The 21,303-nt window shown below is 68.9% G+C and carries 22 protein-coding genes; 14 read left to right on the top strand and 8 right to left on the bottom strand.

The window, feature by feature from the left end:
- Positions 1-71 precede the first annotated feature (71 nt).
- Together ACPV3N_RS05750 and ACPV3N_RS05745 are read left to right on the top strand one after the other, a co-directional pair.
- Positions 72-2,744, top strand: coding sequence for a TonB-dependent receptor (locus tag ACPV3N_RS05750; RefSeq protein ID WP_440115608.1), 2,673 nt, complete (start codon positions 72-74; stop codon positions 2,742-2,744).
- Positions 2,745-2,860: 116 nt separating this feature from the next.
- Positions 2,861-3,319: a DUF805 domain-containing protein gene (locus tag ACPV3N_RS05745; RefSeq protein ID WP_440115606.1), complete on the top strand. Its 459-nt coding sequence runs from the start codon at positions 2,861-2,863 to the stop codon at positions 3,317-3,319.
- 58 nt (positions 3,320-3,377) lie between these two features.
- Here ACPV3N_RS05745 and ACPV3N_RS05740 read toward each other — a convergent pair whose 3' ends face one another.
- Together ACPV3N_RS05740 and ACPV3N_RS05735 are read right to left on the bottom strand one after the other, a co-directional pair.
- Positions 3,378-5,888, bottom strand: coding sequence for an ABC transporter permease (locus ACPV3N_RS05740; protein WP_440115604.1), 2,511 nt, complete (start codon positions 5,886-5,888; stop codon positions 3,378-3,380).
- A gap of 10 nt (positions 5,889-5,898) precedes the next feature.
- Positions 5,899-6,594: an ABC transporter ATP-binding protein gene (locus ACPV3N_RS05735; protein ID WP_440115602.1), complete on the bottom strand. Its 696-nt coding sequence runs from the start codon at positions 6,592-6,594 to the stop codon at positions 5,899-5,901.
- A 66-nt stretch (positions 6,595-6,660) separates the two neighbouring features.
- Between ACPV3N_RS05735 and ACPV3N_RS05730 the strand changes: the two genes are divergently transcribed.
- The 4 genes from ACPV3N_RS05730 to ACPV3N_RS05715 are packed head-to-tail and all read left to right on the top strand — an operon-like array spanning position 6,661 to position 10,086.
- Positions 6,661-7,344 carry an arylesterase gene (locus ACPV3N_RS05730; RefSeq protein WP_440115600.1) on the top strand — a complete coding sequence of 228 codons (684 nt, stop codon included), beginning with the start codon at positions 6,661-6,663 and terminating at the stop codon, positions 7,342-7,344.
- Entirely contained in the window at positions 7,344-7,946 is a 603-nt protein-coding gene (gene recO, locus ACPV3N_RS05725) for a DNA repair protein RecO (protein ID WP_440115598.1), read from the top strand. The genes ACPV3N_RS05730 and recO overlap by 1 nt, the downstream gene beginning before the upstream one ends.
- Positions 7,943-9,001, top strand: coding sequence for a 3-isopropylmalate dehydrogenase (gene leuB / locus ACPV3N_RS05720; protein WP_440115596.1), 1,059 nt, complete (start codon positions 7,943-7,945; stop codon positions 8,999-9,001). The genes recO and leuB overlap by 4 nt, the downstream gene beginning before the upstream one ends.
- Positions 8,998-10,086: a glycosyltransferase family 2 protein gene (locus tag ACPV3N_RS05715; RefSeq protein WP_440115594.1), complete on the top strand. Its 1,089-nt coding sequence runs from the start codon at positions 8,998-9,000 to the stop codon at positions 10,084-10,086. The genes leuB and ACPV3N_RS05715 overlap by 4 nt, the downstream gene beginning before the upstream one ends.
- Before the next feature lie 3 nt (positions 10,087-10,089).
- Here the strand turns inward: ACPV3N_RS05715 and ACPV3N_RS05710 are convergent, their stop codons facing one another.
- Positions 10,090-11,364: a glycosyltransferase family 39 protein gene (locus ACPV3N_RS05710; RefSeq protein ID WP_440115592.1), complete on the bottom strand. Its 1,275-nt coding sequence runs from the start codon at positions 11,362-11,364 to the stop codon at positions 10,090-10,092.
- 188 nt (positions 11,365-11,552) lie between these two features.
- Between ACPV3N_RS05710 and ACPV3N_RS05705 the strand changes: the two genes are divergently transcribed.
- The 4 genes from ACPV3N_RS05705 to apaG all read left to right on the top strand — a co-directional run bounded on the left by ACPV3N_RS05705 (position 11,553) and on the right by apaG (position 15,094).
- A complete protein-coding gene (locus ACPV3N_RS05705) occupies positions 11,553-11,765 on the top strand; it encodes a hypothetical protein (protein ID WP_440115590.1) in 213 nt (70 codons plus the stop codon).
- A gap of 146 nt (positions 11,766-11,911) precedes the next feature.
- Positions 11,912-13,135 carry a trans-sulfuration enzyme family protein gene (locus ACPV3N_RS05700; protein ID WP_440115588.1) on the top strand — a complete coding sequence of 408 codons (1,224 nt, stop codon included), beginning with the start codon at positions 11,912-11,914 and terminating at the stop codon, positions 13,133-13,135.
- A 165-nt stretch (positions 13,136-13,300) separates the two neighbouring features.
- Complete coding sequence (locus tag ACPV3N_RS05695) at positions 13,301-14,644, top strand: PAS domain-containing HWE histidine kinase family protein (protein WP_440115586.1); 1,344 nt, start codon at positions 13,301-13,303, stop codon at positions 14,642-14,644.
- 39 nt (positions 14,645-14,683) lie between these two features.
- Entirely contained in the window at positions 14,684-15,094 is a 411-nt protein-coding gene (apaG, locus tag ACPV3N_RS05690) for a Co2+/Mg2+ efflux facilitator ApaG/CorD (RefSeq protein ID WP_440115584.1), read from the top strand.
- 57 nt (positions 15,095-15,151) lie between these two features.
- Here apaG and ACPV3N_RS05685 read toward each other — a convergent pair whose 3' ends face one another.
- Positions 15,152-15,955 carry a lipid II flippase Amj family protein gene (locus ACPV3N_RS05685; protein WP_440115582.1) on the bottom strand — a complete coding sequence of 268 codons (804 nt, stop codon included), beginning with the start codon at positions 15,953-15,955 and terminating at the stop codon, positions 15,152-15,154.
- 178 nt (positions 15,956-16,133) lie between these two features.
- On the opposite strand from ACPV3N_RS05685, the gene ACPV3N_RS05680 reads away from it, so the two are divergent.
- Entirely contained in the window at positions 16,134-16,925 is a 792-nt protein-coding gene (locus ACPV3N_RS05680; RefSeq protein ID WP_440115580.1) for a LysR family transcriptional regulator, read from the top strand.
- On the opposite strand, the gene ACPV3N_RS05675 is transcribed toward ACPV3N_RS05680, so the two are convergent.
- From ACPV3N_RS05675 to ACPV3N_RS05660, 4 genes are all read right to left on the bottom strand, one after another.
- Complete coding sequence (locus tag ACPV3N_RS05675; protein WP_440115578.1) at positions 16,912-17,532, bottom strand: GNAT family N-acetyltransferase; 621 nt, start codon at positions 17,530-17,532, stop codon at positions 16,912-16,914. The genes ACPV3N_RS05680 and ACPV3N_RS05675 overlap by 14 nt on opposite strands.
- A gap of 76 nt (positions 17,533-17,608) precedes the next feature.
- Positions 17,609-17,833 carry a hypothetical protein gene (locus tag ACPV3N_RS05670; protein ID WP_440115576.1) on the bottom strand — a complete coding sequence of 75 codons (225 nt, stop codon included), beginning with the start codon at positions 17,831-17,833 and terminating at the stop codon, positions 17,609-17,611.
- 98 nt (positions 17,834-17,931) lie between these two features.
- Positions 17,932-18,144 carry a cold-shock protein gene (locus tag ACPV3N_RS05665; protein ID WP_259962023.1) on the bottom strand — a complete coding sequence of 71 codons (213 nt, stop codon included), beginning with the start codon at positions 18,142-18,144 and terminating at the stop codon, positions 17,932-17,934.
- Between the two features lie 253 nt (positions 18,145-18,397).
- A complete protein-coding gene (locus tag ACPV3N_RS05660; RefSeq protein ID WP_440115574.1) occupies positions 18,398-18,835 on the bottom strand; it encodes a hypothetical protein in 438 nt (145 codons plus the stop codon).
- A gap of 623 nt (positions 18,836-19,458) precedes the next feature.
- On the opposite strand from ACPV3N_RS05660, the gene ACPV3N_RS05655 reads away from it, so the two are divergent.
- The 3 genes from ACPV3N_RS05655 (at position 19,459) to rpsG (ending at position 21,276) form a co-directional block, all read left to right on the top strand.
- On the top strand, positions 19,459-19,815 hold the full coding sequence (locus tag ACPV3N_RS05655) for a hypothetical protein (protein ID WP_440115572.1): 357 nt from the start codon (positions 19,459-19,461) through the stop codon (positions 19,813-19,815).
- A gap of 543 nt (positions 19,816-20,358) precedes the next feature.
- Positions 20,359-20,730 (top strand): 30S ribosomal protein S12, encoded by a 372-nt coding sequence (gene rpsL, locus ACPV3N_RS05650; RefSeq protein WP_006831873.1) that lies wholly within the window; start codon positions 20,359-20,361, stop codon positions 20,728-20,730.
- Between the two features lie 75 nt (positions 20,731-20,805).
- Positions 20,806-21,276, top strand: coding sequence for a 30S ribosomal protein S7 (gene rpsG, locus ACPV3N_RS05645; protein ID WP_067677472.1), 471 nt, complete (start codon positions 20,806-20,808; stop codon positions 21,274-21,276).
- Positions 21,277-21,303: the final 27 nt, after the last annotated feature.

Here is a 21,303-nt window from a genome sequence, read left to right as displayed (position 1 = left end):
CCGATGTCAGTTAGGGGAGGGTAGCTGCCGCACGAAGCGGTCCGTCCTTCCCGCTCAGGAGAGGACGATTGATGATCAAGACGCGCACCGGATTCGCCGGCTCGGCCCGATTCACCCTTCTCGCCGGCGCCGCCGCCCTGGTTTTCCCGGGCATCGCCCAGGCGCAGGACGCTGGCGCCGAGGATGCCGCGGCGCAGGACGATTCCGCCGGCAACCAGATCGTCGTCACCGCGACCAAGCGCGAACAGACCCTGCAGGAAGTCCCTGTCGCGGTCAGCGTCACGACTGCCGAGACGATCGAGCGCGCGCAGATCCGCGACGTCACCGACCTCGCCTCGGTCGTGCCCAGCCTGCGCGTGACGCAGAGCCAGAGCCAGTTCGCGACTACTTACTCGATCCGCGGTTTCGGCACGAGCGGCAACAACCTGGGTCTCGAGCCGTCGGTCGCGATGTTCGTCGACGGCGTCTATCGCAGCCGCTCTGTCGCGCAGATTTCCGACCTTCCGGACATCCAGCGCGTCGAGGTCCTGCGCGGACCTCAGTCGACCCTGTTCGGCAAGAACGCATCGGCTGGCGTGATTTCGATCGTGACCAAGTCGCCGAGCTTCAACTTCGGCGGCAGCGTCGAGGCGAGCTACGGCAACTACGACGCGATGGTCGTGAAGGGATACCTGACCGGCCCGATCAGCGATACCGTGGCCGCCAGCCTCGCAGCGGGCTACAACAAGCGTGACGGTTACGTGACCAACCTTGCCAACGGCGACGACGTCAACGACCGCAACCGCTGGTTCACCCGCGGACAGGTGCTGTTCGAGCCGTCGGACACCTTCAAGTTCCGTCTTATCGGAGACTACGACAGCATCGACGAGAAGTGCTGTGCGACCTTCAACCTCCAGCGTTCGCCGCGCCCTGGCGCCACCGACGTGATCGAGGCGATCGGCGGCCGCGTGAACGACTTCCGCGGCGTTCCCGACGCCGACGTCATCTATTCCGACGTCGTGCCGTTCAGCAAGGTCAAGAACTGGGGCGTTTCGGGCCAGGCCGACTACGAGATGGGCGCGCTGACGCTGACCTCGATCACCGCCTACCGCGACACCAAGCTCAACGCCAACCAGGACGTTGATTTCACCAGCGCGCGGCTCGCCAGCGGCGCGAACATCGGGCAGGCGCACCTCAAGACCTTCACCCAGGAACTGCGGCTCGCCTCGGACTTCGACGGCCCGGTCAACTTCCTGCTCGGCGGATACTACTTCGACGAAACGGCCCAGACGAAGGACCAGATCGTCTACGGCCAGGATTTCCGCAACTACGTCGGCGGCCTGCTCGCCGGCCTCGGCGCGGGCAGCCCGGCAACCCTCGAGGCGCAGTTCAGCGCGCTGACCGGCCAGAACTACATCAACCGCTTCTGGCAGCCCGGTCAGGGCTTCTTCAACGACATGCGTCAGAAGAACGAGGCTTACTCGATCTTCGGCAACCTCGATTTCGAGTTCACCGACGGCCTCGTGCTCACGCTGGGCGCGAACTACACCCACGATGCCAAGGATGTCGTGACCAACTCGGTCAGCACCGACGTATTCTCGGGCGTCGACCTCAACGTGGTGCGCAACAACGCCTTCAACTTCGGCGTGGCGCAAGGTGTTGCGACCGTGCTGGGCAACCCGGGCGGCATCACGCTGGCCACCCCGGCGCAGATCCAGGCGGTCGCTTCCGGCGCATTCGGCCCGGCGGCGCAGGCGGCCTACAACAACATTGTGGTGCCGGGTGCGGCTGCCGCGGCCAACCCGATCCTCGGCCTGCGCGCGCTTCAGTTCCTGCCGCCGTTCCAGAACTGCCCGAACGCCGTCGAAAGCTGCAGCACGCGCGACAACGACGTCAGCTATACGGCGCGCCTCGCGTACGAGATCAGCCCGACGCTCAACACCTACATCTCCTATGCCACGGGCTACAAGGGCGCGAGCTTCAACCTCTCGCGCGACAGCCGTCCGACGCCCGCCGACGTGACGGCGCTGCGGGCTGCCAACCTCGCCGTGACCAACCTCGGCTCGGGTTCGCGCTTCGCGGAGCCGGAGGAAGCGACGGTCTACGAACTCGGCATCAAGGGCAACTGGGGTCTGGCGTCGGCCAACCTCACGTTCTTCCGCCAGTCGATCTCGAACTTCCAGACCAACACGTTCACGGGTACCGGCTTCGTGTTCGCCAATGCCGACAAGCAGACGACCGACGGGATCGAGTTCGACGGCATGGTCCGTCCCCGGGACGAGCTGACGCTGTCGCTGGCGATGACCTATCTCGATCCGAAGTTCGACAGCTTCCCCAACTCGCCGCTCGGCGACCTGTCGGGAACCACGATCGTCAACATCCCCAAGCTGTCGGCGGTGTTCGGCGCGCAGTGGGACCAGCCGATCGGCGATGACAACCTGATCATCCGGGGCGATTTCAGCTACCAGGCGCCGATTCAGGTCGAGCCCGGCCTGATCGGATTCGTCGGCACCAATCCCGACGGTTCGCGCAACTACGCCCCGGCGCGTGCCGCGGCGCGCCCGTTCCGCAACGAGGTCAACGACCTCAACGCATCGATCACCTACGCGATGCGGATGGGCCTCGAACTGACGGTGTGGGGCCGCAACCTGCTCGACGACCGGAACATCACCGGCATCTTCGATTCGGTCGCGCAGGCCGGGTCGATCTCGGGCTACACCAACCAGCCGCGCACCTACGGCGTGGCGGCGCGGTTCCGGTTCTGACCTGTCGCGTTATTCCAGTAATCGAAAGGGCCCCGCCTGCGGGGCCCTTTTTTGTTGCGTGGCAGGCGGTTGTGTGATTCCCTCGTCGAAGGGAAAGACAAAGGGGGACTAAAGACATGCATTGGATGATCCTGCCCTTCAAGCGCTACGCCGAATTCTCGGGACGGTCGCGCCGGATGGAATACTGGATGTTCACGCTTCTCAACGTGATCGTTCTTACTGTGCTGCTATTCGTCGTTCTCGGAGCGGGCGGCGCCGCGGGCGTGCTCGAGGCCGATGCGGCCGGTGATCCGTCGGCGGGCCTTGCCGCTCTGTTCGGGGGGATGGGTCTGCTCATCCTGGTGTGGGTCCTCGCGATCCTCATTCCCAGCATCGCGGTCACCGTGCGGCGTCTCCACGACCGCGACATGAGCGGCTGGTGGTACCTCGGCGCGATCATAGGCGGCATGATCCCGTACGTCGGGTTCCTCGTTTCGATCGCCTTCCTGGTGTTGATGGCGCTGCCGGGCACACCGGGACCGAACCGCTTCGGACCCGATCCGAAGGGCATGGGCGAGGCCGAGACTTTCGCCTGACGTTTGTCGGGAATGGCAATGAGGGCCCGCTTCCGCACTGGAAGCGGGCCCTTTTTCCTTAAAGCGCCCGCAGCGCTTGCGCGGGCTTGGCGCGCAACAGCGGCAGCGCGCCGATAAGCGCGAAGGCGATGACCAGCGCCAGCCCCGCGCCGAGCACGCCCGCAACGGCGCTCCAGCGCGGCAGCCAGTCGAACTCGAACATCTGGGTAACGACGTACCACGCCGCGCCGAGGCCCATCGCCAGCGCAACGCCCGCCAGCACCAGCGCCAGCGCGCCGTATTCGGCCAGCGCGAGAAGGAGCACCTGCCGGCGGCTCGCGCCGAGCACGCGCAGCACCACGGTGTCATACATCCGCTGCGCGCGTGCCGCGGCGATCGCGCCGAGCAGCACCGCAAGTCCCGCCAGCACCGCAACCGACGCGGCGGCGAGCGTGGCGAGGCCGACTTGCGCCAGAAGATCGCGCGCCTGCCGCAGCACCGGCCCGGTCTCGATCACGCTCGAGGAAGGAAACGCCCGAACCAGCGATTGCAGCAGCACGCCCTTGTGGGCCTCGTTGTCCAGCTCGATCGTCGCGGCGAGGTTGTGCGGCGCGTCCTCGAGCGTGTTGGGGCTGAATACGAGCACGTAGTTGAAACCCATCGTCTGCCAGTCGATCCGGCGCAGCGAGGCGATGCGCGCGCTGCGCTCGACGCCCAGCACGCCGACCGTCAGGTAATCGCCAACCGTCAGGCCGAGCACCCCGGCCAGTTCCTCGTCGATCGAGACCAGTGGCTCGCCGTCGTAGCCATCGGGCCACCATTCGCCTGCCGTTACCGAGTTGCCCGGCGGGACCGCGGCGGAATAGGTCAGCCCGCGTTCGCCGCGCAGGGCCCAGGCACCTTCGGGCAGGTCGTCGCCGAGGTCGGCCACGCGGGTCATCGCCTCCTTCGGGCCGTAGGCAAGGATCGCGCCGCGCAGCGCGGGCACCGTGCGCACGGCGGAGCCCGGCGCCTCGCGGTCGACGAGCGCGCGGAACTCGCCCTCCTGCGCCTTGGGCAGGTCGAGCACGAAGTAGTCGGGAGCCTGTGCCGGAACGCGCTTGGCCACCGTGCCGTCGATGCTCGTCTGCACCGCCGCCAGCAGGACGAACGCGGCGAGCCCGAAGCCGAGCGCGGTTACCAGCGTACCGGTTGCCGCACCCGGGCGGTGGAGATTGGCGAGTGCCGCGCGCCGCAGGGGGTCGCGCGGACGGGGAAGGGCGGCGGCGCCCCTGCGGATCGCCCAGCCGAGCGCCGCGAGCAGCGCCAGCGCGCCCGCCGCCCCGGCGAGGAAACCCGCGGTCAGCAGCGGCTGCCGGGCGGTCCCGAGCGCGAGCGCGACGATTGCCGCGAGGCCGAGCAGCACCGGCACCAGCGCGGCCCGGTCGCGCGCCAGCGGGCTCACCCGCTCGCGCATCAGCGCCATCGCTGGAAAGTGCCGCGCGCGCACCAGCGGGGGCGCGGCGAACACGAGCGCGACGAGCAGGCCATAGGCGAGCGCGGTCAGCAGCGCGGCCGGGGCGAACGCCACCCCGCTGCCCACCGGCAGCAACCCGTCGAGGGCGCGGGCAAGCAGGGGCGTGATCGCGACCCCGGTTGCGATCCCCGTAAGGCTGCCGACGAGCGCGGCGGCGCCGATCTCCAGCGCATAGATCCGCGCGATGTCGCCGCTCGTCGCACCGAGCACCTTGAGGGTGGCAATCCCCTGCCGCCGCGCGTCGAGGTAAGAGGCCACGCCTCCGCCGATGCCGATCCCGGCGATCACCAGCGCGGCGAGGCCGACCAGCGTAAGGAATTCGCCCATCCGGCCGACGAAGCGGTCCGCGCCCGGCGCCCCGCGGTCCCGGGTGCGGATCTCGAACCCGGCGTTGGGAAATCGGGCCTTCAGCGCATCCTCGGCCGCCTGCGCGTCGCGATCGGCCGCGAAGGCGACGTTGGCCTTGGTCCGGTACATCGCGCCGGGCGCTGTCAGTCCGGCGGCGGCCGGGACGCTGTCGCGCACGATCACCGTGGGGCCAAGCTGGAACCCCTCGCCGAGCCGGTCGGGCTCTTGGTCGAGAATGCCGCCGACCTTCAGGCTCGCGGTGCCGATCGAGAAGCTTTCGCCTACGCCGACTCCCAGCCGGTCCGCCGCGCCCTGCGCCAGCCAGGCCTGCCCCGCCGGCGGGGCGCCCACCGCCGCCCCGGCGGCAAGCGTGGCCGTGCCGTAGAGCGGCCAGTTGCCGTCGACGGCCTTCAATTCGACCGGGGCGGCTGCGGACCCGGTGGAAGCCATCGCCTGCATCCGCGTGCCCTGCGATACCGTGCCCAGATCGCGCAGAGCCTGGATTTCATCGGGCGCCAGCGCGCGCTGCCAGACGGCCACCTGCAGGTCGCCGCCGAGGAATTCGCGGCCCCGCTCGTCGAGTTGCTGTTCGATGGTACCGGTCAGCGTCCCGATCGCGGCAAGCGCCCCGGTGCCGAGAAACAGGCAGACCAGCAGCAGCCTGAGGCCGCGGAACCGCGCCGACAGGTCGCGCCGCGCGATGCGCCAGGCCGTGCCCCATGTCATCGGGGCGCGCTCACCGCGTCACGTCGCTGGCGATCCGGCCATCGCCGATGGTGATGACCCGGCCGCAGCGTTCGGCGAGTTCGCTGTCGTGGGTGATCACCAGCAGCGTCGCGCCGGTGTCGGCGGCCTGCGCGAACAGCAGGTCGATGATCGCATGGCCGGTGGCCGCGTCGAGGTTCCCGGTCGGTTCGTCGGCGAAGATCAGCGGCGGGCGCGGCGCGGTGGCGCGCGCGATCGCGACGCGCTGCTGCTCGCCGCCCGAAAGCTGGGCCGGGTAATGGTCCTTCCGATGCCCGAGGCCGACCGCATCGAGTTCGTCCGAGGCGCGGGCCCGCGCTTCGGGCATACCGGCAAGCTCCATCGGGGTTGCGACGTTCTCGATCGCGGTCATCGTCGGCAGCAAGTGAAACGCCTGGAGCACGATCCCGATACGGCCCCGGCGGGCGCGGGCGAGGCCGTCCTCGTCCATGCCCGAGAAATCGGCACCTGCGACCGTCAGCGAGCCGCCGCTCGCGCGTTCGAGGCCGGTCAGGACCGCCATCAGGCTCGACTTGCCAGAGCCCGAGGGGCCGAGCAGCGCGACGACCTCGCCCGGCAACATGTCGAGGTCGATGCCCTTCAGAATCTCCACCGGCGCGGCCGGAGTGCCGAGGGTGAGGGTGAGGTTGCGGGCGGAAATCGCCGCTTCTGGACTTGTCACGGGCATGCGATGGCATAGCTGGGGTGGGGCGGCAACGTTGCAATGGGAAACTGGTCGATGCGGATAGGTGGATTGTCGATTATCCTGGTTCTGGCGGCGCTGGCGGGCTGCAGGGACGAGGCCCCGGTCCCCGAACCCGCCGCTACGCCCGCCGCCTCTGCCGCGCGAGCCGAAGTCACCGGGCCCGAGGTGCGCGTGCTCGCGTTCGGCGATTCGCTGTTCGCCGGCTATGGCCTCGCCGATCCCGGGACGCAGAGTTACCCTGCCCGGCTCGAGACCGCGCTGCGGGCCGAGGGGCGCAACGTGCGGATCGCCAACGCGGGCGTTTCGGGAGACACGACGGCGGCGGGCCGCCAGCGGCTGGCCTTCACGCTCGATGCCCAGCCCGAGAAGCCCGACCTCGTCATCCTCGAGCTGGGCGGCAACGACCTCCTGCGCGGCCTGCCGCCCGAGCAGACCCGCGCCAACCTGTCCGCGATGCTCGACGAGTTGAAGGCGCGGGGCATCCCGGTGGCGCTCTACGGCCTCCAGGCCCCGCCCAACTACGGTTCCGAATGGCAGCGGGCATTCGACGCGATCTTTCCCGATCTCGCGCGGGAATACGGCGCGACGCTGGTGCCGTTCGTGACGGCCGAGGTCTTCACCGACCCGGCGATGCTCCAGCCCGACCGCATCCACCCTACCGCGCGCGGGGTCGAGGCCCTGGTCGCCGCGACCGGCGAAGCGGTGGCGGGCGCGTTGCCGGCGGCCGATTGATGCACCTGTCCTTCCCCGGCATCCTCGTCGCTGCCCGCCACCACGGCGAAACGGCGGTGATCGCGCGGGTGCTGTCGGAGACTTACGGGCTCGTCGCGGGCTACGTCGCCGGCGGACGCGGGCGGCAGCTGCGCCCGGTGGTGATCCCTGGCAACCGTGTCGCCGCCGAAGTCAGCGCGAAGAGCGACAGCCAGCTGCCGTTCCTCCGCCTCGAACTCGTCGAAAGTCGCGGGCCGTGGCTCGGCGAACCGCTCGCGGCGGGGGCGATCGGCTGGGTGACCACGCTGACCGCATTCGCCCTGCCCGAGCGCAATCCCTATCCGGCGCTCTACTCGGCGCTCGGCGCCACCCTCGATGCGATCTGCCACGCGCCCTCGGCCCGTGGCTGGCTGCGCGCGCTGGTCGGCTACGAGGCGCTGGTGCTGCGCGAACTCGGCTACGGCGGCGGTCCTCCGCCCGCCGAAGCTGACCTTGACGCGCTCCTGCAAATGTTTGCCCGTACCGCCGTCCCGCTCGAGCGCTACCTGCTTGCCGACCGGAAGGGCGATGCTATGTCGCAGCGCGTCATGCTGGGCGAGCGTCTGGAGAAGTTGAGGGCATGAAGGTCGCGGTCTTGCCCGGTGACGGGATCGGTCCCGAAGTCATCTCCGAGGCGCTGCGCGTGCTCGAGGCGCTCGATCTGCCGGGACTGACCCTGTTCGAGGGCGACGTCGGCGGCGTCGCCTACAAGCGCCACGGCCACCCGTTGCCGCCCGAAACGCTCGAAATGGCCCGCGCTGCCGATGCGGTGCTGTTCGGCGCGGTGGGAGATCCCGGTTGCGACGGGCTCGACCGCGCGCTGCGGCCCGAGCAGGCGATACTCGGTCTGCGTGCGGGGCTCGGTCTGTTCGCCAACCTGCGCCCGGCCACCACCTTTCCCGGCCTCGAGGCGATGAGCGCGCTCAAGCCCGAGATCGCGGCAAGGATCGACCTGCTGATCGTGCGCGAACTCAACGGCGACGTCTATTTCGGCGACAAGGCCCTCGATACGCTGCCCGACGGCCGCCGCCGCGGATGGGACATGATGAGCTATGCCGAAGACGAGGTGCGGCGCATCGCCCACGTCGCCTTCCGCGCCGCGCGGGGTCGGCGCCGCAGACTATGCAGCGTCGATAAGGCCAACGTGCTCGAAACCAGCCAGTTGTGGCGCGACGTGATCTGCGAGGTGGCGGCAGAATATCCCGACGTCGCGCTCGAACACATGTACGTCGATAATGCCGCGATGCAGCTGGTGCGCGACCCGGGCCGGTTCGACGTCGTGGTGACCGGCAACCTCTTCGGCGATATCCTCTCCGACCAGGCGAGCATGTGCGTCGGTTCGATCGGACTGCTCGCCAGCGCCTCTCTCGGCGAGCGGCAGACCCCGCACGGCACCTTCGGCCTCTACGAACCGATCCACGGCAGCGCGCCCGATATCGCCGCGCGAGGGATCGCCAACCCGATGGCGACGATCCTGTCGGCCGCGATGATGCTGCGCCATTCGTTCGGCCGCGAGGACGCCGCCGCGCGGATCGAGGCGGCCGTCGCGCGCGTGCTTGCAGACGGCGTGCGCGGGGCCGACCTCGGCGGCGACGCAGGCACTTCCGCCATCGGCGACGCGGTGCTCGCCCGCCTGTGAGCCTGACGCTCGGCATCGTCCTGCCCACGCGCAACGAGCGCGACAATCTCGCCCCGCTGATCGGGCGGATCGAGGATGCGCTCGGGCCGGAGGGATGGGAGGTGATCGTCGTCGACGATGACAGTCCCGACGGCACCGCCGATGCCGCGCGCGACCTCGCCCGCACCGATGCCCGCGTCCGCGTGCTCCAGCGGTTCGGCCGCCGGGGGCTGGCGAGCGCCGCGATCGAGGGCATGTGCGCGACCGCCGCACCGTTCGTCGCGGTGATGGACGCCGATCACCAGCACGATCCGGCGTTGCTTCCGGCGATGCTGGCGGCTGTCGAGGCGGGCGATGCGGATGTTGCGGTTGCGAGCCGGTTCGTCGCGGGCGGCAGCGCGGCAGGTCTGCCCAGCGAAACGCGCGAGAAGGGCAGCCGGCTGGCCAATCGCCTCGCGCGGCGGATCACGGGGGTGGAACTGACCGATCCGATGAGCGGGTATTTCCTCCTGCGGGCGGAGACCTTGCGCGTGGCGGCCCCGAAACTGTCCGGCATCGGTTTCAAGATCCTGCTCGACCTGCTGGCGACCGCCGAACCGTCGCTAAGGGTAAGGGAATTCCCGCTTGCCTTCGCCGAGCGCCGCGCGGGCGAGAGCAAGCTCGACAGTGCGGTCGCGTTCGAATTCCTCGTCGGGCTCTACGACCGCAGTTTCGGCCGCGTCGTGCCGAGCCGTTACGCGCTGTTCGGAACCGTCGGTGCGCTGGGGGTGGCGGTGCACATGGCGGTGCTCACCGTCCTCTACCGCTTGGCGGGCGAAGGCTTCGCGCTGGCGACGGGGTTCGCGACCCTCGCGGCGATGACGTTCAACTTCTGGCTCAACAACCGGCTCACCTATCGCGATGCGCGGCTCAGGGGATTACGGGTGCTGCGAGGCTGGGCCGGTTTCTGCGCGACCTGTTCGGTCGGCGCGCTCGCCAACGTCGCCACCGCAACGCTGCTCGAAGCGCGCGGCGTCTTCTGGGTCCTCGCCGCGCTTGCCGGGATCGTCATCGGGTCGGTGTGGAACTACGCCCTGTCGAGCCGGTTCGTCTGGGGCCGGTTCTGACCGCTAGCGCCAGCCGTCGAGCCACATCCACTTCTCGAACCCGCGCTCGTCCGGCAGCGCGGCCGCGCTGAGGATTGGGAAGAACCACGCGAACACCGCGAGGCTTCCGGCCAGCATCGTCCCCGACAGCCAGGTCCGGCCGCGCTCTCGCAGCGCGTCGAGCGCGAGCGCGAGCGCGGCGAGCAGCGCCATGCTCGGCACGAAGTAATGGTAATAGAACTGGATCGGCTTGGCCGCGACGAGCCAGATGCCCAGGCTTGCCGCGAAGACGAGGGCGGTCGCCAGCGCGTCCCATCGGCGGTGCCTGATGCCGGCCCATGCCGCCCAGCCGAGCGCGGGCAGCCCGGCGAGCATCGTCAGCGGGTTGCCGATCAGCAGCACCCCGCGCTGCGCGCCGTCACTCGGCTCGTAGAAGTACCAGATCGCCCGCCGGTCGATCACCCAGTCGGTCCACACGCTCTGGTAGGGGTGGGGCTTGGTCACGCTTTCCTGCATTCGCAGCATCATTTCGTGCAGGCCGATGAAGCCGCCCGGCGGGAGGCTGTCCGCCGCGATCAGCCAAGCCGGCGCATAAGTCGCCGCGTAGACCGCTAGCGGCACGATGCCGAGCCAGACCGCCGCCTCGGGCAAGCGCACTCCCGGCACCGGCGCGCCGCGATGCCCCACGAGGCCCTTCCACCCGGTCGCATGGAGGCGAACCGCGAGGAAGGCGAGGCCCGGCAGCGGCGCGACGGGCACCGCGTTCCACTTCGCCCCCACGGCGAGCCCCAGTGCGACGCCCGCGAGCGCGAGGCTGCGGCGCCCGTGCTCGGGCTCGCGCACCGCGGCGGCGCATTGCCAGAACGCGACCGCGAGCGCGGCGACCATAAATACGTCGAGCATCGCGATCCGCGCATGGACGAACAGGATGAACCCGCTTGCAAGCAAGAGGCCGTAGGCAAGCGTAGCGTAGCGCCGGAGCGAGGCGAACCACAGCGCGCGCATCGACGCCCACAGCGCCAGCGTGCCCGCGAGCGCGCTCATGATCCGCCAGGCCCACGGCCGGTCGCCGAACAGCGCGATCCCCGCCGCCAGCATCTCCTTGCCGAACATCGGGTGCTCGCGGTTGAGCCAGTCGCTCTGTGCCAGCAGCGCGCGGGCCGCGGGCAGGTAATGGATCTCGTCGAAGTAGGGACGCGACGGAATACCCAGGCGGACCAGTGCGAGCGCGAGGAAGCCGAGAGCGATGGCGGCGCACCAGCGGACGGGGTCGCGGGGATGGTGCGGCGCGGCGCTCATGCAACCGGGGCCTTAGCGGCGCGATCCGTGCGAGGCTAGCCTTCGCCGGCCCCATTCCAACCGCAGCAGACCAACGCTTCGTCGCGTTGCGCGGCGTGCGGCTTGCGGCCGCTCGCTCTTGCCTTTAGTCAATCGAATCAAGGGGAGGGCGGGTCACACCGTATGTGTCCGAGCTCGAGGGAGATGAAATGAGATATCCGAAAATAGCATCCGCGCTGGCAGCGGTTTCGCTTCTGGCTGCGCCTGTCGTTGCGCAGGCAGCACCGGCCGAACGCGCGTCGGCTCCCGCGATGGAGGAGAACGAACTGGGCGGCACGCTTCTGCTCGTCTTCCTCGCTATTGCAGCGGCGGTCGCGGCAATACTCATTTTCGACGACGACGACGATCCGGTCAGCCCGTAAGTCGGCTGAACCAGTTTCACGCGAAGCGGGGCCCATGCGGCCCCGCTTTTCGTTGGGGCAGGATCGCAGGGTCGGCAGGCGGCTTTCTTGCTGCGCAATCCTTTTTGTTTGCCACCGCGCGCGCCCCGCCCCTAGACGCGCAGGCGATGAAGAAGACCACCGGCATCGACCGCGCCGTGACCGCGAACTGGCGCCCCGCGACCCGTGCCGTGCGCGGGGGCATCTGGCGCAGCGAGCACGGCGAGACGAGCGAGGCGCTGTTTCTCACCTCGGGCTACACCTACGACGACGCGCAGACCGTCGCCGACCGGTTCGCCGGCGAGGCCGAGGGCATGACCTATTCGCGCCTGCAGAACCCGACCGTGGCCATGCTGGAGGAACGGATCGCGCTGATGGAGGGCGCCGAGGCGTGCCGCGCGCAGGCGAGCGGGATGGCGGCGATGACCGCCGCGCTGCTGTGCCAGCTGTCGGCCGGTGACCACGTCGTCGCCGCCCGCGCGGCGTTCGGCTCGTGTCGCTGGCTCGTCGATCACCTGCTGCCCCGTTTCGGGATCGAGACCACGGTGATCGACAGCGCGGTCGACGGCGAATGGGACGCCGCGATCCGGCCCAACACGAAGGTCTTCTTTTTCGAGACCCCGGCCAACCCGACGCTCGACGTGGTGGACCTCCGCTACGTCTGCGATCTCGCACGAGCGCACGGCATCACCACGGTGGTCGACAACGCCTTCGCCACCAGCGCGCTCCAGCGCCCGCTCGAATTCGGCGCCGACGTGATCGCCTACAGCGCGACCAAATTGATGGACGGACAGGGCCGCGTGCTCGCCGGCGCGGTCTGCGGTTCGCATCAGTTCATCGACGAGGTGCTGCTGCCGTTTCAGCGCAACACCGGCCCGAACCTGTCGCCGTTCAACGCCTGGGTCGTGCTCAAGGGCCTCGAGACGCTCGACCTCAGGGCAAGGGCGCAAAGCCGCGCCGCGGTCGCGCTCGGCGAATTCGTCGAGCAGCGGCTTGCCGCGCGCGGCGGCCGGATGCTGCACCCCGGCCTGCCCAGTCATCCGCGTCACGACCTGGCGATCCGCCAGATGCCCGGCGGGACGGGACCCATCTTTGCCTTCGAGGTGCCGGGGGGCCGCGCGCAGGCCTTCGCGGTCCTCGATGCGCTGGCGCTGATCGACATTTCGAACAACATCGGCGACGCGCGCAGCCTGATGTGCCATCCGGCCAGCACGACTCATGCCGCCATGGGGGCCGAGGCGCGCGAGGAAATGGGGGTGACCGAAGGCCTGCTGCGCATCAATGTCGGCCTCGAGGATACGCGCGACCTCGAGGAGGACCTGGACCGCGCGCTCGCGGCGGCGGGCCTCTGAAACGAATGCGGAGGTTTCGGCGGAACCTTCTCCGCTACTAACGAATTGTAACCCCAACGGGGGTTTACGCGTGGGCTCTAGACTTCATCCGGGACGGGATCGCGCACGGCTCGATGCGCGGCTTCCGGTGCGCCTGCTGCCTGACCACGCTTCGGAAAGGCACCGATGAATCCCCAGGACCATTACACCGCGCTGATCCAGTCTTCGGGCGACGCGATCGTCGCCAAGGACCTCGACGGAAGGATCCTCAGCTGGAACCCGGCCGCGGAAAAGCTGTTCGGCTGGACGAGCGAGGAGATGGTCGGCAACTCGATCCGCCGCCTGCTCCCGGACGACCTGCAGAACGAGGAAGATCTCATCCTGGCGCGGATCCGCGCGGGCGAGAGCATCGGGCTGTTCATCACGCGCCGGGTGCACAAGGCCGGCCACGAGATCCACGTCGCGGTGACGATTTCCCCGGTGCGCGATGAGACTGGAAAGATCATCGGCGGCAGCAAGATCGCCCGCGATGCCAGCGTCCACGTGGCGATGGAGGCGCAGCTGCGCGAGAGCGAGGAACGCTTTCGCATGCTGGCGGAAAACATCGCCCAGCTGGCCTGGATCGCCCGCGCCGACGGGGACATCTTCTGGTACAACCAGCGGTGGTACGATTACACCGGCAGCGATTTCGCCGCGATGGAAGGGTGGGGCTGGAAAGCGGTCCACCATCCCGATCACGTCGAGCGGGTCGAGCAGAAGTTCCGCGCCGCGCTTGCCGAGGGCGAGCAGTGGGAAGACCTGTTTCCGCTGCGCAGCGCCAGGGGCGAATGGCGCTGGTTCCTCAGCCGCGCGAAGCCGATCCGCGACGACGACGGCAACATCGTCTGCTGGTTCGGGACCAATACCGACATCACCGAACAGCGCGAACAGTCCGAGCAGATCGCCATGCTGCTGCGCGAGGTGAACCACCGGTCGAAGAACATGCTCGCCAAGGTGCAGGCGCTCGCGCGCAGCAGCATCGAGGGCGACGAGGCGCTGGTGAAGCGGTTCGAGGAACGGGTCGGCAGCCTGGCGGTCAACCAGGACATCCTCGTGCGCCGCGACTGGCGCGAGGTGCCGGTGGAGGAACTTGTCCGGCTCCAGCTCAAGTTCATGGACGGGACGATCCGCCAGATCGCGATAAGCGGGCCCGACTGCGCGCTCGTGCCCCGCGCGGCGGAGATCATCGGCATGGCGCTGCATGAACTGGCGACCAATTCGCTGAAGTACGGCTCGCTTTCCACTATCGAGGGCCGGGTCGAGATCGACTGGGACTGCGGGGACGACCGGTTCTCGATGACATGGCGCGAAAGCGGTGGCCCGCGAGTGGCAAGCCCCGTGCGCAGGGGTTTCGGCAGCCAGCTGATCGAGGACATTCCCCGCCGCGCGCTGGACGGAGAGGTGCGCTACGCATTCGAGCCGGACGGGATCGAGTGGTCGCTGTCGATCCCGGTCGACCTGCTGGCCGACGGGGTACGAACCATTGCCTGACCCTTGCGCAGCCGCGCGCACTTGCTACCTTTCAAAGCGATGAAACAGCTTTTCCAGCACGCCGCGATTACCGAGGGCATCACCGTGCGGGTCGCGGTGAATTTCCTGCCCGAACAATCGCGTCCGCAGGACGGCAAGTGGTTCTGGGTCTATCATATCCGGATCGAGAACGGCAGCCACGAGCGGGTGCAACTGGTCAGCCGGCACTGGCGGATCACCGATGGCCGGGGCATGGTCAGCGTGGTCGACGGCGAGGGCGTGGTGGGCGAAAAGCCGGTGCTAGAACCGGGCCAGAGTCACGACTACGTTTCGGGTTGCCCGCTGGCGACCCCGCACGGCACGATGGAAGGGTTCTACACCTTCCACCGCCTGTCCGGCGCAAAATCCGGCGGCGAACCGCTCGAGGTGCGCATCCCGTTCTTCCCGCTGGCAGCACCGGCCGAGGCGTAGGGCCTTGGGCGAGTTTCAGGAGCGCGCAGGTATTCCGGCGTCCTTTTCGACAGCGGCTTAGATCATGTCAGCCGCCCATGCGATCGCGACGGCGGCGGGGACGAACAGCGCCTGTGCCAGCAGCGTGCCGGCAAGTCGGCTGCCTGAAATCCACAGGATCGCGCGGCGGAACGCCGGTTCGCTGACCTGGCCGTCGACCACGTCGTCGGTCAGGACCGACAGCTGCGGGTCGATGACGAGGAACAGCAGGATCGTGGCGAAGCCGTTGATCAGCGCCGAGAGCTGCGAGGCGGTCACCCGGTACTCGGGAACGAGATACCCGGCGTAGATCGAGGCGAGCACGCCGACCACCAGGATCGCCTGCGCGAGGCAGTTGGCGCCAAGGATGCCCCAGCTCACCTCGGCAGGGCGGGTGTATGAGCGCAGCGACGCAACCGACGGGATGGTGACCGAGTCGCGCAGCGTACGCAGTCCCGCCGGGGTCACGCTGCGCAGCGCCAGCTCGGCAAGCGATTTTCTCGCCTGCATCCCGCCGATGACCCGTGCGAACAGCCGCTGCGTGCTCGGCACCAGCGCGATGCCGACGATCACCCCCACCGTGGCCGCGCCGATGAACAGGCGGAAATCGCCGAGCAGCCTCTCGCCGCTCCCGCTCGCGAGCGCCTGCTCGACGCGATTGGCGATGAGCGGGCCGAGGAAGCCGTTCGAGAGCCGCGAGACCAGCACCAGCGCGTTGAACAGCGCGAAGCTCATCGCGATCCGCCGCGTGCGCACGCCGGCGATCCGCGCTGCGTAGGCAAGCGTTCCGATGAGGTTGATCACCACCGTGAGGGTGAGGATCGCGGCGAGCTGTGCGTCCATTAGGGCTGTCCCGGCTGCGGCCAAAGGCGGCCGGCTGCCTCCGCGCGGTAATCGCGCGGGCCTTTGCCGCCAAGCCCTTCATGGCTGAGTCAGCGCGCGGTTTCCTGACGCGCTACCGCTTCGCTACGTGAGCGCAGGGACTTCCTAATGCGCCACCGCTTCGCTACGTGAGCGCGCGATGAAGCGCACGCACCTGCCCCTCAACGCCCTGCGCGTGTTCGATGCCGCGGCGCGGCACCTCAGCTTCACGCGCGCGGCGGACGAGCTGGCGGTGACCCCCGCGGCGGTCGGCCAGCAGATCCGCGCGCTCGAGGATCACCTCGGCACCGTGCTGTTCCGGCGCACGAGCAAGGGGCTCGAGCTGACCGACGAGGCGCTCGCCGGACTCGACGCGCTGCGCGAGGGCTTCCTCAAGTTCGAGGAATCGGTCCAGGCGATGCAGGCCGGGCAGGCGAGCGACCGCTACACGATAGCCGCCCCGCGCGAATTCTATGCCCAGTGGCTCAGCCACCGCCTGGCAAAGTTCGTCGAGGGCAATCCGGGCGTGCGGTTCAACCTGATCGCCGACGAGAACGCCGACTTCACCGAGACCAACCTCGACGTCGCGATCCGGCTGGTCGACGGTCCGGGCGACCTCGAAGGAGTCGAGCTCGCGCCCGCGCGCCGGGTCGTGGTCGCCGCTCCGGGCGCGGCCGACCAGTGGATCCAGTGGCCTGGCGCGCCGCTGCCCGACGGCGCCGAGGCGATGGTCCAGGTCGCCAATCCCGGGCAGGCGCTCTCGAGCGCGGTCGCGGGCCTCGGCAGGGCAGTCATGCCGCTGCTGCTGGTGGAAGAGGCGATCGAGGCCGGCCGGCTCGAGATTCTCGAAGGGCCGGACGAAGGGCGCCGTGCCTACTGGCTGGTCGCGCCGCTGCCGCAGTGGCGTCAGAAGAAGGTCAAGGCGCTGGTCGCCTTTCTCACGGCGCCCTGAACGCGCGAAACACGTCGGCTAGACCCGGCGGGTCGCATTCTGCGCGCAGGGCCTCGATCGCGCCGGGGACCGGCAACCGATATTCGAGGGTCGCTCCGTCGCGGCCCACCAGCGTCGCGCCGAGCGCGCGGATGAAGCCGATCGCGCGGGTGTTCTCTGCCAGCGTCCACGCCTGGAACTCGTCATAGCCCGCATCCGCCGCGTCGAGCAGGATCGTCGCGGTGAGCAGCCGGCCGAGGCCGCGGTCGTGGAAGTCGTCGATCACCGCGACCGAGAACTCGGCGCGGCCCGGCTCGCTATCCTCCGCCACTGCGTGGACCGCGCCGATCGCCGGCTCGCCCGGCAGGTCGCTGGCGATAGCGCCCCACGCGATGTGCTGGTCGCCGTCGGCATCGAGCAGCCGGTCGATCACCTGGGGCGGGGGAACGCTGAGGCCGGTGAAGAAGCGCAGGTAGCGCGAGCGTTCGCTCATCCGCGCGATGCCCTCGCGCATGCGGGCCTCGTCGTCGGGGCCGATGGTGCGGATGCACACACGGGTCCCGTCCTCGAGCCGGGTGTGGATCTGCCGCTCGTCGGGGCGGGACGAGGGGGCGGCGCGCTCGCTCATCGAAAGTGTCTCCGGCCGCGACCCGGGGGCGAGCGGCGGGACTAGCACGGCGGTGAGCGCCGGGGAAACCGCCGCGTCAGTTCGCCGCTGCGGCCGCCTCGGCCTCCTCGGCGCGGCGGGCGGCCTTCTCGGCCTCGGTCTTCTGCCGGTCGACCGTAACCTTGCGCGCCTGGTCGGCAAGCGCGCGCCAGGTCTTCTCGGCGCGCAGGTTGCGCTCGCGCACGTTGTCGAGCGTCGCGGCGTCGGCTTCGGCCGCGGCCTGGTTGGCGCGGGCATCGTAGAATTCGAAGGTCTGGCTCATCGACGGTCTTTCGTGGCGATCGGGTGATTGCGCGGGGGGGTGCCGCTCCCGCGCGCGGCCTGAGGCGCGCGCGGGAGAAGCGTAAGCGGGCCTTCCGCTCAGTCGGCGGCCGACAGGTTTACCGCGCTGGCCTTGCCGTTGCGGCCGGTCTCGACCTCGTAGTTCAGGCGCTGCTCCTTGTTCAGCGTGTTCATCCCCGCGGCCTGGACGGCGGTGATGTGAACGAAGCTGTCGGGAGTGCCGTCGTCGGGCTGGATGAAGCCATAGCCCTTGTCGAGGTTGAAGAACTTGACGGTTCCGGTCTTGCTCATGGTGTTTCCTTTCGAAGAAACGCTTGGGTGTGCCCCGGGGCGGAAGTGCCCGCGAGGCCGTGCGTCGGGTCGTCTCGTGAAAGGAAGTCGTCGTCTGGGCAGCGCCGGGACCCTGCACCGTCAGGGCGGCAGGGAGGGCCGGCACGTCGTCAAAAGCCGAAGTCCGTCGCAAAATTCGACGTCAGCGGCGGAGCCACTAGCACGGCTTGGGCCAAACGCCTAATCGCGCCCCGGAAGGGCGCCCGCCCAGGCGTCAGGTGTTCGCTCCCGGCGACGCGTCGGTTTCGAGCCAGCCCTGTTCGCGCGCGATGCGCTGGCGCTCGGCCATGCGCTCCAGCTTCTCGATGATGGAGGCGTGGATCGCGTCCTCCTCTTCCACGCTGCGGATGGCCTTTTCCCTGAGAACCTCGGCCTTGATGCTTTCATAGACCGGGTGGCCGGGGCGGATCTGCTGCACGCCGTAGCGCGTCGGCATCCGGTATTGGAGGAGGAAGCGCAGCAGCGCGTTGTCGGGCTTGTCCCACCAGCCGAGGATCTCCCCGCCCGAGACGATCGGGGTCGCGGTGCCCTTCAATGCGCGTTCGAGCGCGCAGTCCTCCAGCCGCTGCACCCCGCGCTCCAGCGCCGCGTCCCACGCGGAAGCAAACCCTTCGGCGCCGGGCCGGTGCCGCAGCTTGTAAAGCGCCTCCATCGACTTGCCGATCGAGCGCGCCGCCTGGGAGACGATCCCGGTCGCCGCGAGCGTGGCGACAACCTGCTAAGGAGCGATCACGTCACCGAGGAGGACGCAGAGCTCGTGCCGAATCCCCCTAAAGGCGCCGCCATCCAGGGCAGCCGGTGATCCGTCAGCGGTGCGCCTCGGGCGGATAGAGCTGAACATTGCCGGTCATGTCCCGGGGGCCTGTCGCGTTCGCGCCGAGGCTCTTTTCTATTGAGGCGATCCTTCGGGAATGCGCTTCGGGGCAGCCGTCAAAGTAACCCGGTGTCCTTGGGCATGGATGGAGTTGTTTCTGGCTCGCGCTGTTGGAGCGGCGTTCGGCCCACTGCTCGGAGGTCAAGCTGTCGGCGTCGACCAACGACTGGCCGTGCCGTTCCTGTCAGTCCTTGACCCCGCCCCCTGCCGGTCCCATCGCGCGCTTCGCGTCTTGGCCGGGGTCGCCCCGCAGGTCGCCGCAGCGGCGGCGCATCTCGTCTCGTATGAACGGATATTCAGCACCTTAACGCGCGCCGGCGGGTTGTGCGCAGGTTCCCCCAGTGGATCGACCGGCCGCGAAGCCTCGCGGCCATGCAGACGACACGTACAGGAGACCAACCATGCGTACATTCGCCCTTGCCACGGCGCTCGCCGCCGCCTCGATCGCCCTGCCTGCCGCCGCGCAGGTATCCGCCCCGCAGATCAACGCCCCGGCCGGGCTGATCCCGGTCACCGTGGGCAACGTCATCCTGCAGGACATCCTGACCGACGTGGAGATCAACGCGCTCAATGACCTCGACCTCCTCAACGACAACCAGATCGTGGTGCAGGTGCCCGTCGCGGTCGCGGCCAACGTCTGCGACGTGGCGGTGAACGTGCTTGCCAAGAACAAGAGCGGCGGCGAAGGCTGCACCGCCAAGAGCGGATCGGACGCGCTTGCCAGGGTCATCCGCCAGCGGATCAAGACCGCCGGCTGATCGCTGCGCGCTGAAATGACGGAAGGCTCCGCGCCAGCATTGCGCGGGGCCTTCCTTTTTATCGGCAGGCCCGGCGGCGGGGACTTCTCGCGCGCGAGCCGGTTCGCCCCGCGCCGCTTGACCGAAAGGGCGAATCCGACTAGGGGTGCGCCCATCCAGGGACGGTTTCGGCCATCCCCGGGCAGATAGAGCTGAACATTGCCGGTCATGTCCCGGGGGCCTGTCGCGTTCGCGTCGAGGCTCTTTTCTATTGAGGCGATCCTCTCGGGAATTCGCTTCGGGGCAGCCGTCAAAGTAACCCGGTGTCCCTGGGCATGGGTGGAGTGTTTCAGGCTCGTGCTGTGGTTGCGGCGACTCGCTTGCGAGTGGGCGCACCGTGCGCACGACCCCTTTTTCTCTCCTCTCGTGGCCGTGTGTCGCCAGCCCCCGCTGGGTAGAGCCGCGCCCCTTCAGGAAAAGTGGGCACCGGTTTTCCGCCCGGAAGGGGCGCCCCGGGCGCGCACCGCGCGCGCACGGTCAAACAGGTGAAGAGAGAAAGTCTTAATGCCGACGATCAACCAGCTGGTCCGCAAGGGCCGCGTTCCGCAGAAGGCCAAGTCCAAGGTCCCTGCGATGGAGCAGAACCCGCAGAAGCGCGGCGTCTGCACCCGCGTCTACACGACGACTCCGAAGAAGCCGAACTCGGCGCTGCGCAAGGTTGCCAAGGTCCGCCTGACCAACCAGCGCGAGGTCATCTCGTACATCCCGGGCGAAGGGCACAACCTGCAGGAGCACTCGGTGGTCCTCATCCGCGGCGGGCGCGTGCGCGACCTTCCCGGCGTGCGCTACCACGTGCTGCGCGGCGTGCTCGACACCCAGGGCGTCAAGGACCGCAAGCAGAGCCGCTCGAAGTACGGCGCCAAGCGCCCGAAGTAAGCGCTTTCGCTTTTTCGAGGTTTCCGGCCGCGCGCGCATCGTCGCAGTGGCGGCCCAGCATAAGGAATAACGAGAATGTCTCGTCGTCGTCGTCCCGAGAAGCGGGAAATCCTGCCTGATCCGAAATTCGGAGATCAGGTGCTGTCCAAGTTCATGAACAACCTGATGCTCGACGGTAAGAAGTCCGTCGCCGAGAGCATCGTCTACGGCGCGCTCGACACCGTCGAGAGCCGTGCGAAGGCCAACCCGATCGAGGTGTTCCACACCGCGCTCGAGAACATCAAGCCGCAGATCGAGGTGCGTTCGCGCCGCGTCGGTGGTGCGACCTACCAGGTCCCGGTCGAGGTCCGCCCCGAGCGTGCCCAGGCGCTCGCCATCCGCTGGCTCATCACCGCCGCCCGCGGCCGTGCGGAGACCACCATGGCCGCCCGCCTCTCCGGCGAGCTGATGGATGCCGCCAATAACCGCGGCAACGCGGTCAAGAAGCGCGAGGACACGCACCGCATGGCGGACGCGAACCGCGCCTTCTCGCACTATCGCTGGTAATACCCATATGGGGGGCGCGCTCCGCTG

The organism is Tsuneonella sediminis (assembly GCF_051912845.1).
Taxonomy (GTDB): domain Bacteria; phylum Pseudomonadota; class Alphaproteobacteria; order Sphingomonadales; family Sphingomonadaceae; genus Tsuneonella; species Tsuneonella sediminis.
The sequence above is the reverse complement of the archived record's forward strand: the minus strand, read 5'-3'. Positions and strand labels throughout refer to the sequence as shown.

Excerpts from the sequence above, each read along its gene's own strand:
- ACPV3N_RS05750 (WP_440115608.1), top strand. The coding sequence starts at position 72 with ATGATCAAGACGCGCACCGGATTCGCCGGCTCGGCCCGATTCACCCTT.
- ACPV3N_RS05745 (WP_440115606.1), top strand. The coding sequence starts at position 2,861 with ATGCATTGGATGATCCTGCCCTTCAAGCGCTACGCCGAATTCTCGGGA.
- ACPV3N_RS05740 (WP_440115604.1), bottom strand. The coding sequence starts at position 5,888 with ATGACATGGGGCACGGCCTGGCGCATCGCGCGGCGCGACCTGTCGGCG.
- ACPV3N_RS05735 (WP_440115602.1), bottom strand. The coding sequence starts at position 6,594 with ATGCCCGTGACAAGTCCAGAAGCGGCGATTTCCGCCCGCAACCTCACC.
- recO (WP_440115598.1), top strand. The coding sequence starts at position 7,344 with ATGCACCTGTCCTTCCCCGGCATCCTCGTCGCTGCCCGCCACCACGGC.
- leuB (WP_440115596.1), top strand. The coding sequence starts at position 7,943 with ATGAAGGTCGCGGTCTTGCCCGGTGACGGGATCGGTCCCGAAGTCATC.
- ACPV3N_RS05710 (WP_440115592.1), bottom strand. The coding sequence starts at position 11,364 with ATGAGCGCCGCGCCGCACCATCCCCGCGACCCCGTCCGCTGGTGCGCC.
- ACPV3N_RS05705 (WP_440115590.1), top strand. The coding sequence starts at position 11,553 with ATGAGATATCCGAAAATAGCATCCGCGCTGGCAGCGGTTTCGCTTCTG.
- ACPV3N_RS05700 (WP_440115588.1), top strand. The coding sequence starts at position 11,912 with ATGAAGAAGACCACCGGCATCGACCGCGCCGTGACCGCGAACTGGCGC.
- ACPV3N_RS05695 (WP_440115586.1), top strand. The coding sequence starts at position 13,301 with ATGAATCCCCAGGACCATTACACCGCGCTGATCCAGTCTTCGGGCGAC.
- apaG (WP_440115584.1), top strand. The coding sequence starts at position 14,684 with ATGAAACAGCTTTTCCAGCACGCCGCGATTACCGAGGGCATCACCGTG.
- ACPV3N_RS05685 (WP_440115582.1), bottom strand. The coding sequence starts at position 15,955 with ATGGACGCACAGCTCGCCGCGATCCTCACCCTCACGGTGGTGATCAAC.
- ACPV3N_RS05680 (WP_440115580.1), top strand. The coding sequence starts at position 16,134 with ATGAAGCGCACGCACCTGCCCCTCAACGCCCTGCGCGTGTTCGATGCC.
- ACPV3N_RS05675 (WP_440115578.1), bottom strand. The coding sequence starts at position 17,532 with ATGAGCGAGCGCGCCGCCCCCTCGTCCCGCCCCGACGAGCGGCAGATC.
- ACPV3N_RS05670 (WP_440115576.1), bottom strand. The coding sequence starts at position 17,833 with ATGAGCCAGACCTTCGAATTCTACGATGCCCGCGCCAACCAGGCCGCG.
- ACPV3N_RS05665 (WP_259962023.1), bottom strand. The coding sequence starts at position 18,144 with ATGAGCAAGACCGGAACCGTCAAGTTCTTCAACCTCGACAAGGGCTAT.
- ACPV3N_RS05660 (WP_440115574.1), bottom strand. The coding sequence starts at position 18,835 with ATGGAGGCGCTTTACAAGCTGCGGCACCGGCCCGGCGCCGAAGGGTTT.
- ACPV3N_RS05655 (WP_440115572.1), top strand. The coding sequence starts at position 19,459 with ATGCGTACATTCGCCCTTGCCACGGCGCTCGCCGCCGCCTCGATCGCC.
- rpsL (WP_006831873.1), top strand. The coding sequence starts at position 20,359 with ATGCCGACGATCAACCAGCTGGTCCGCAAGGGCCGCGTTCCGCAGAAG.
- rpsG (WP_067677472.1), top strand. The coding sequence starts at position 20,806 with ATGTCTCGTCGTCGTCGTCCCGAGAAGCGGGAAATCCTGCCTGATCCG.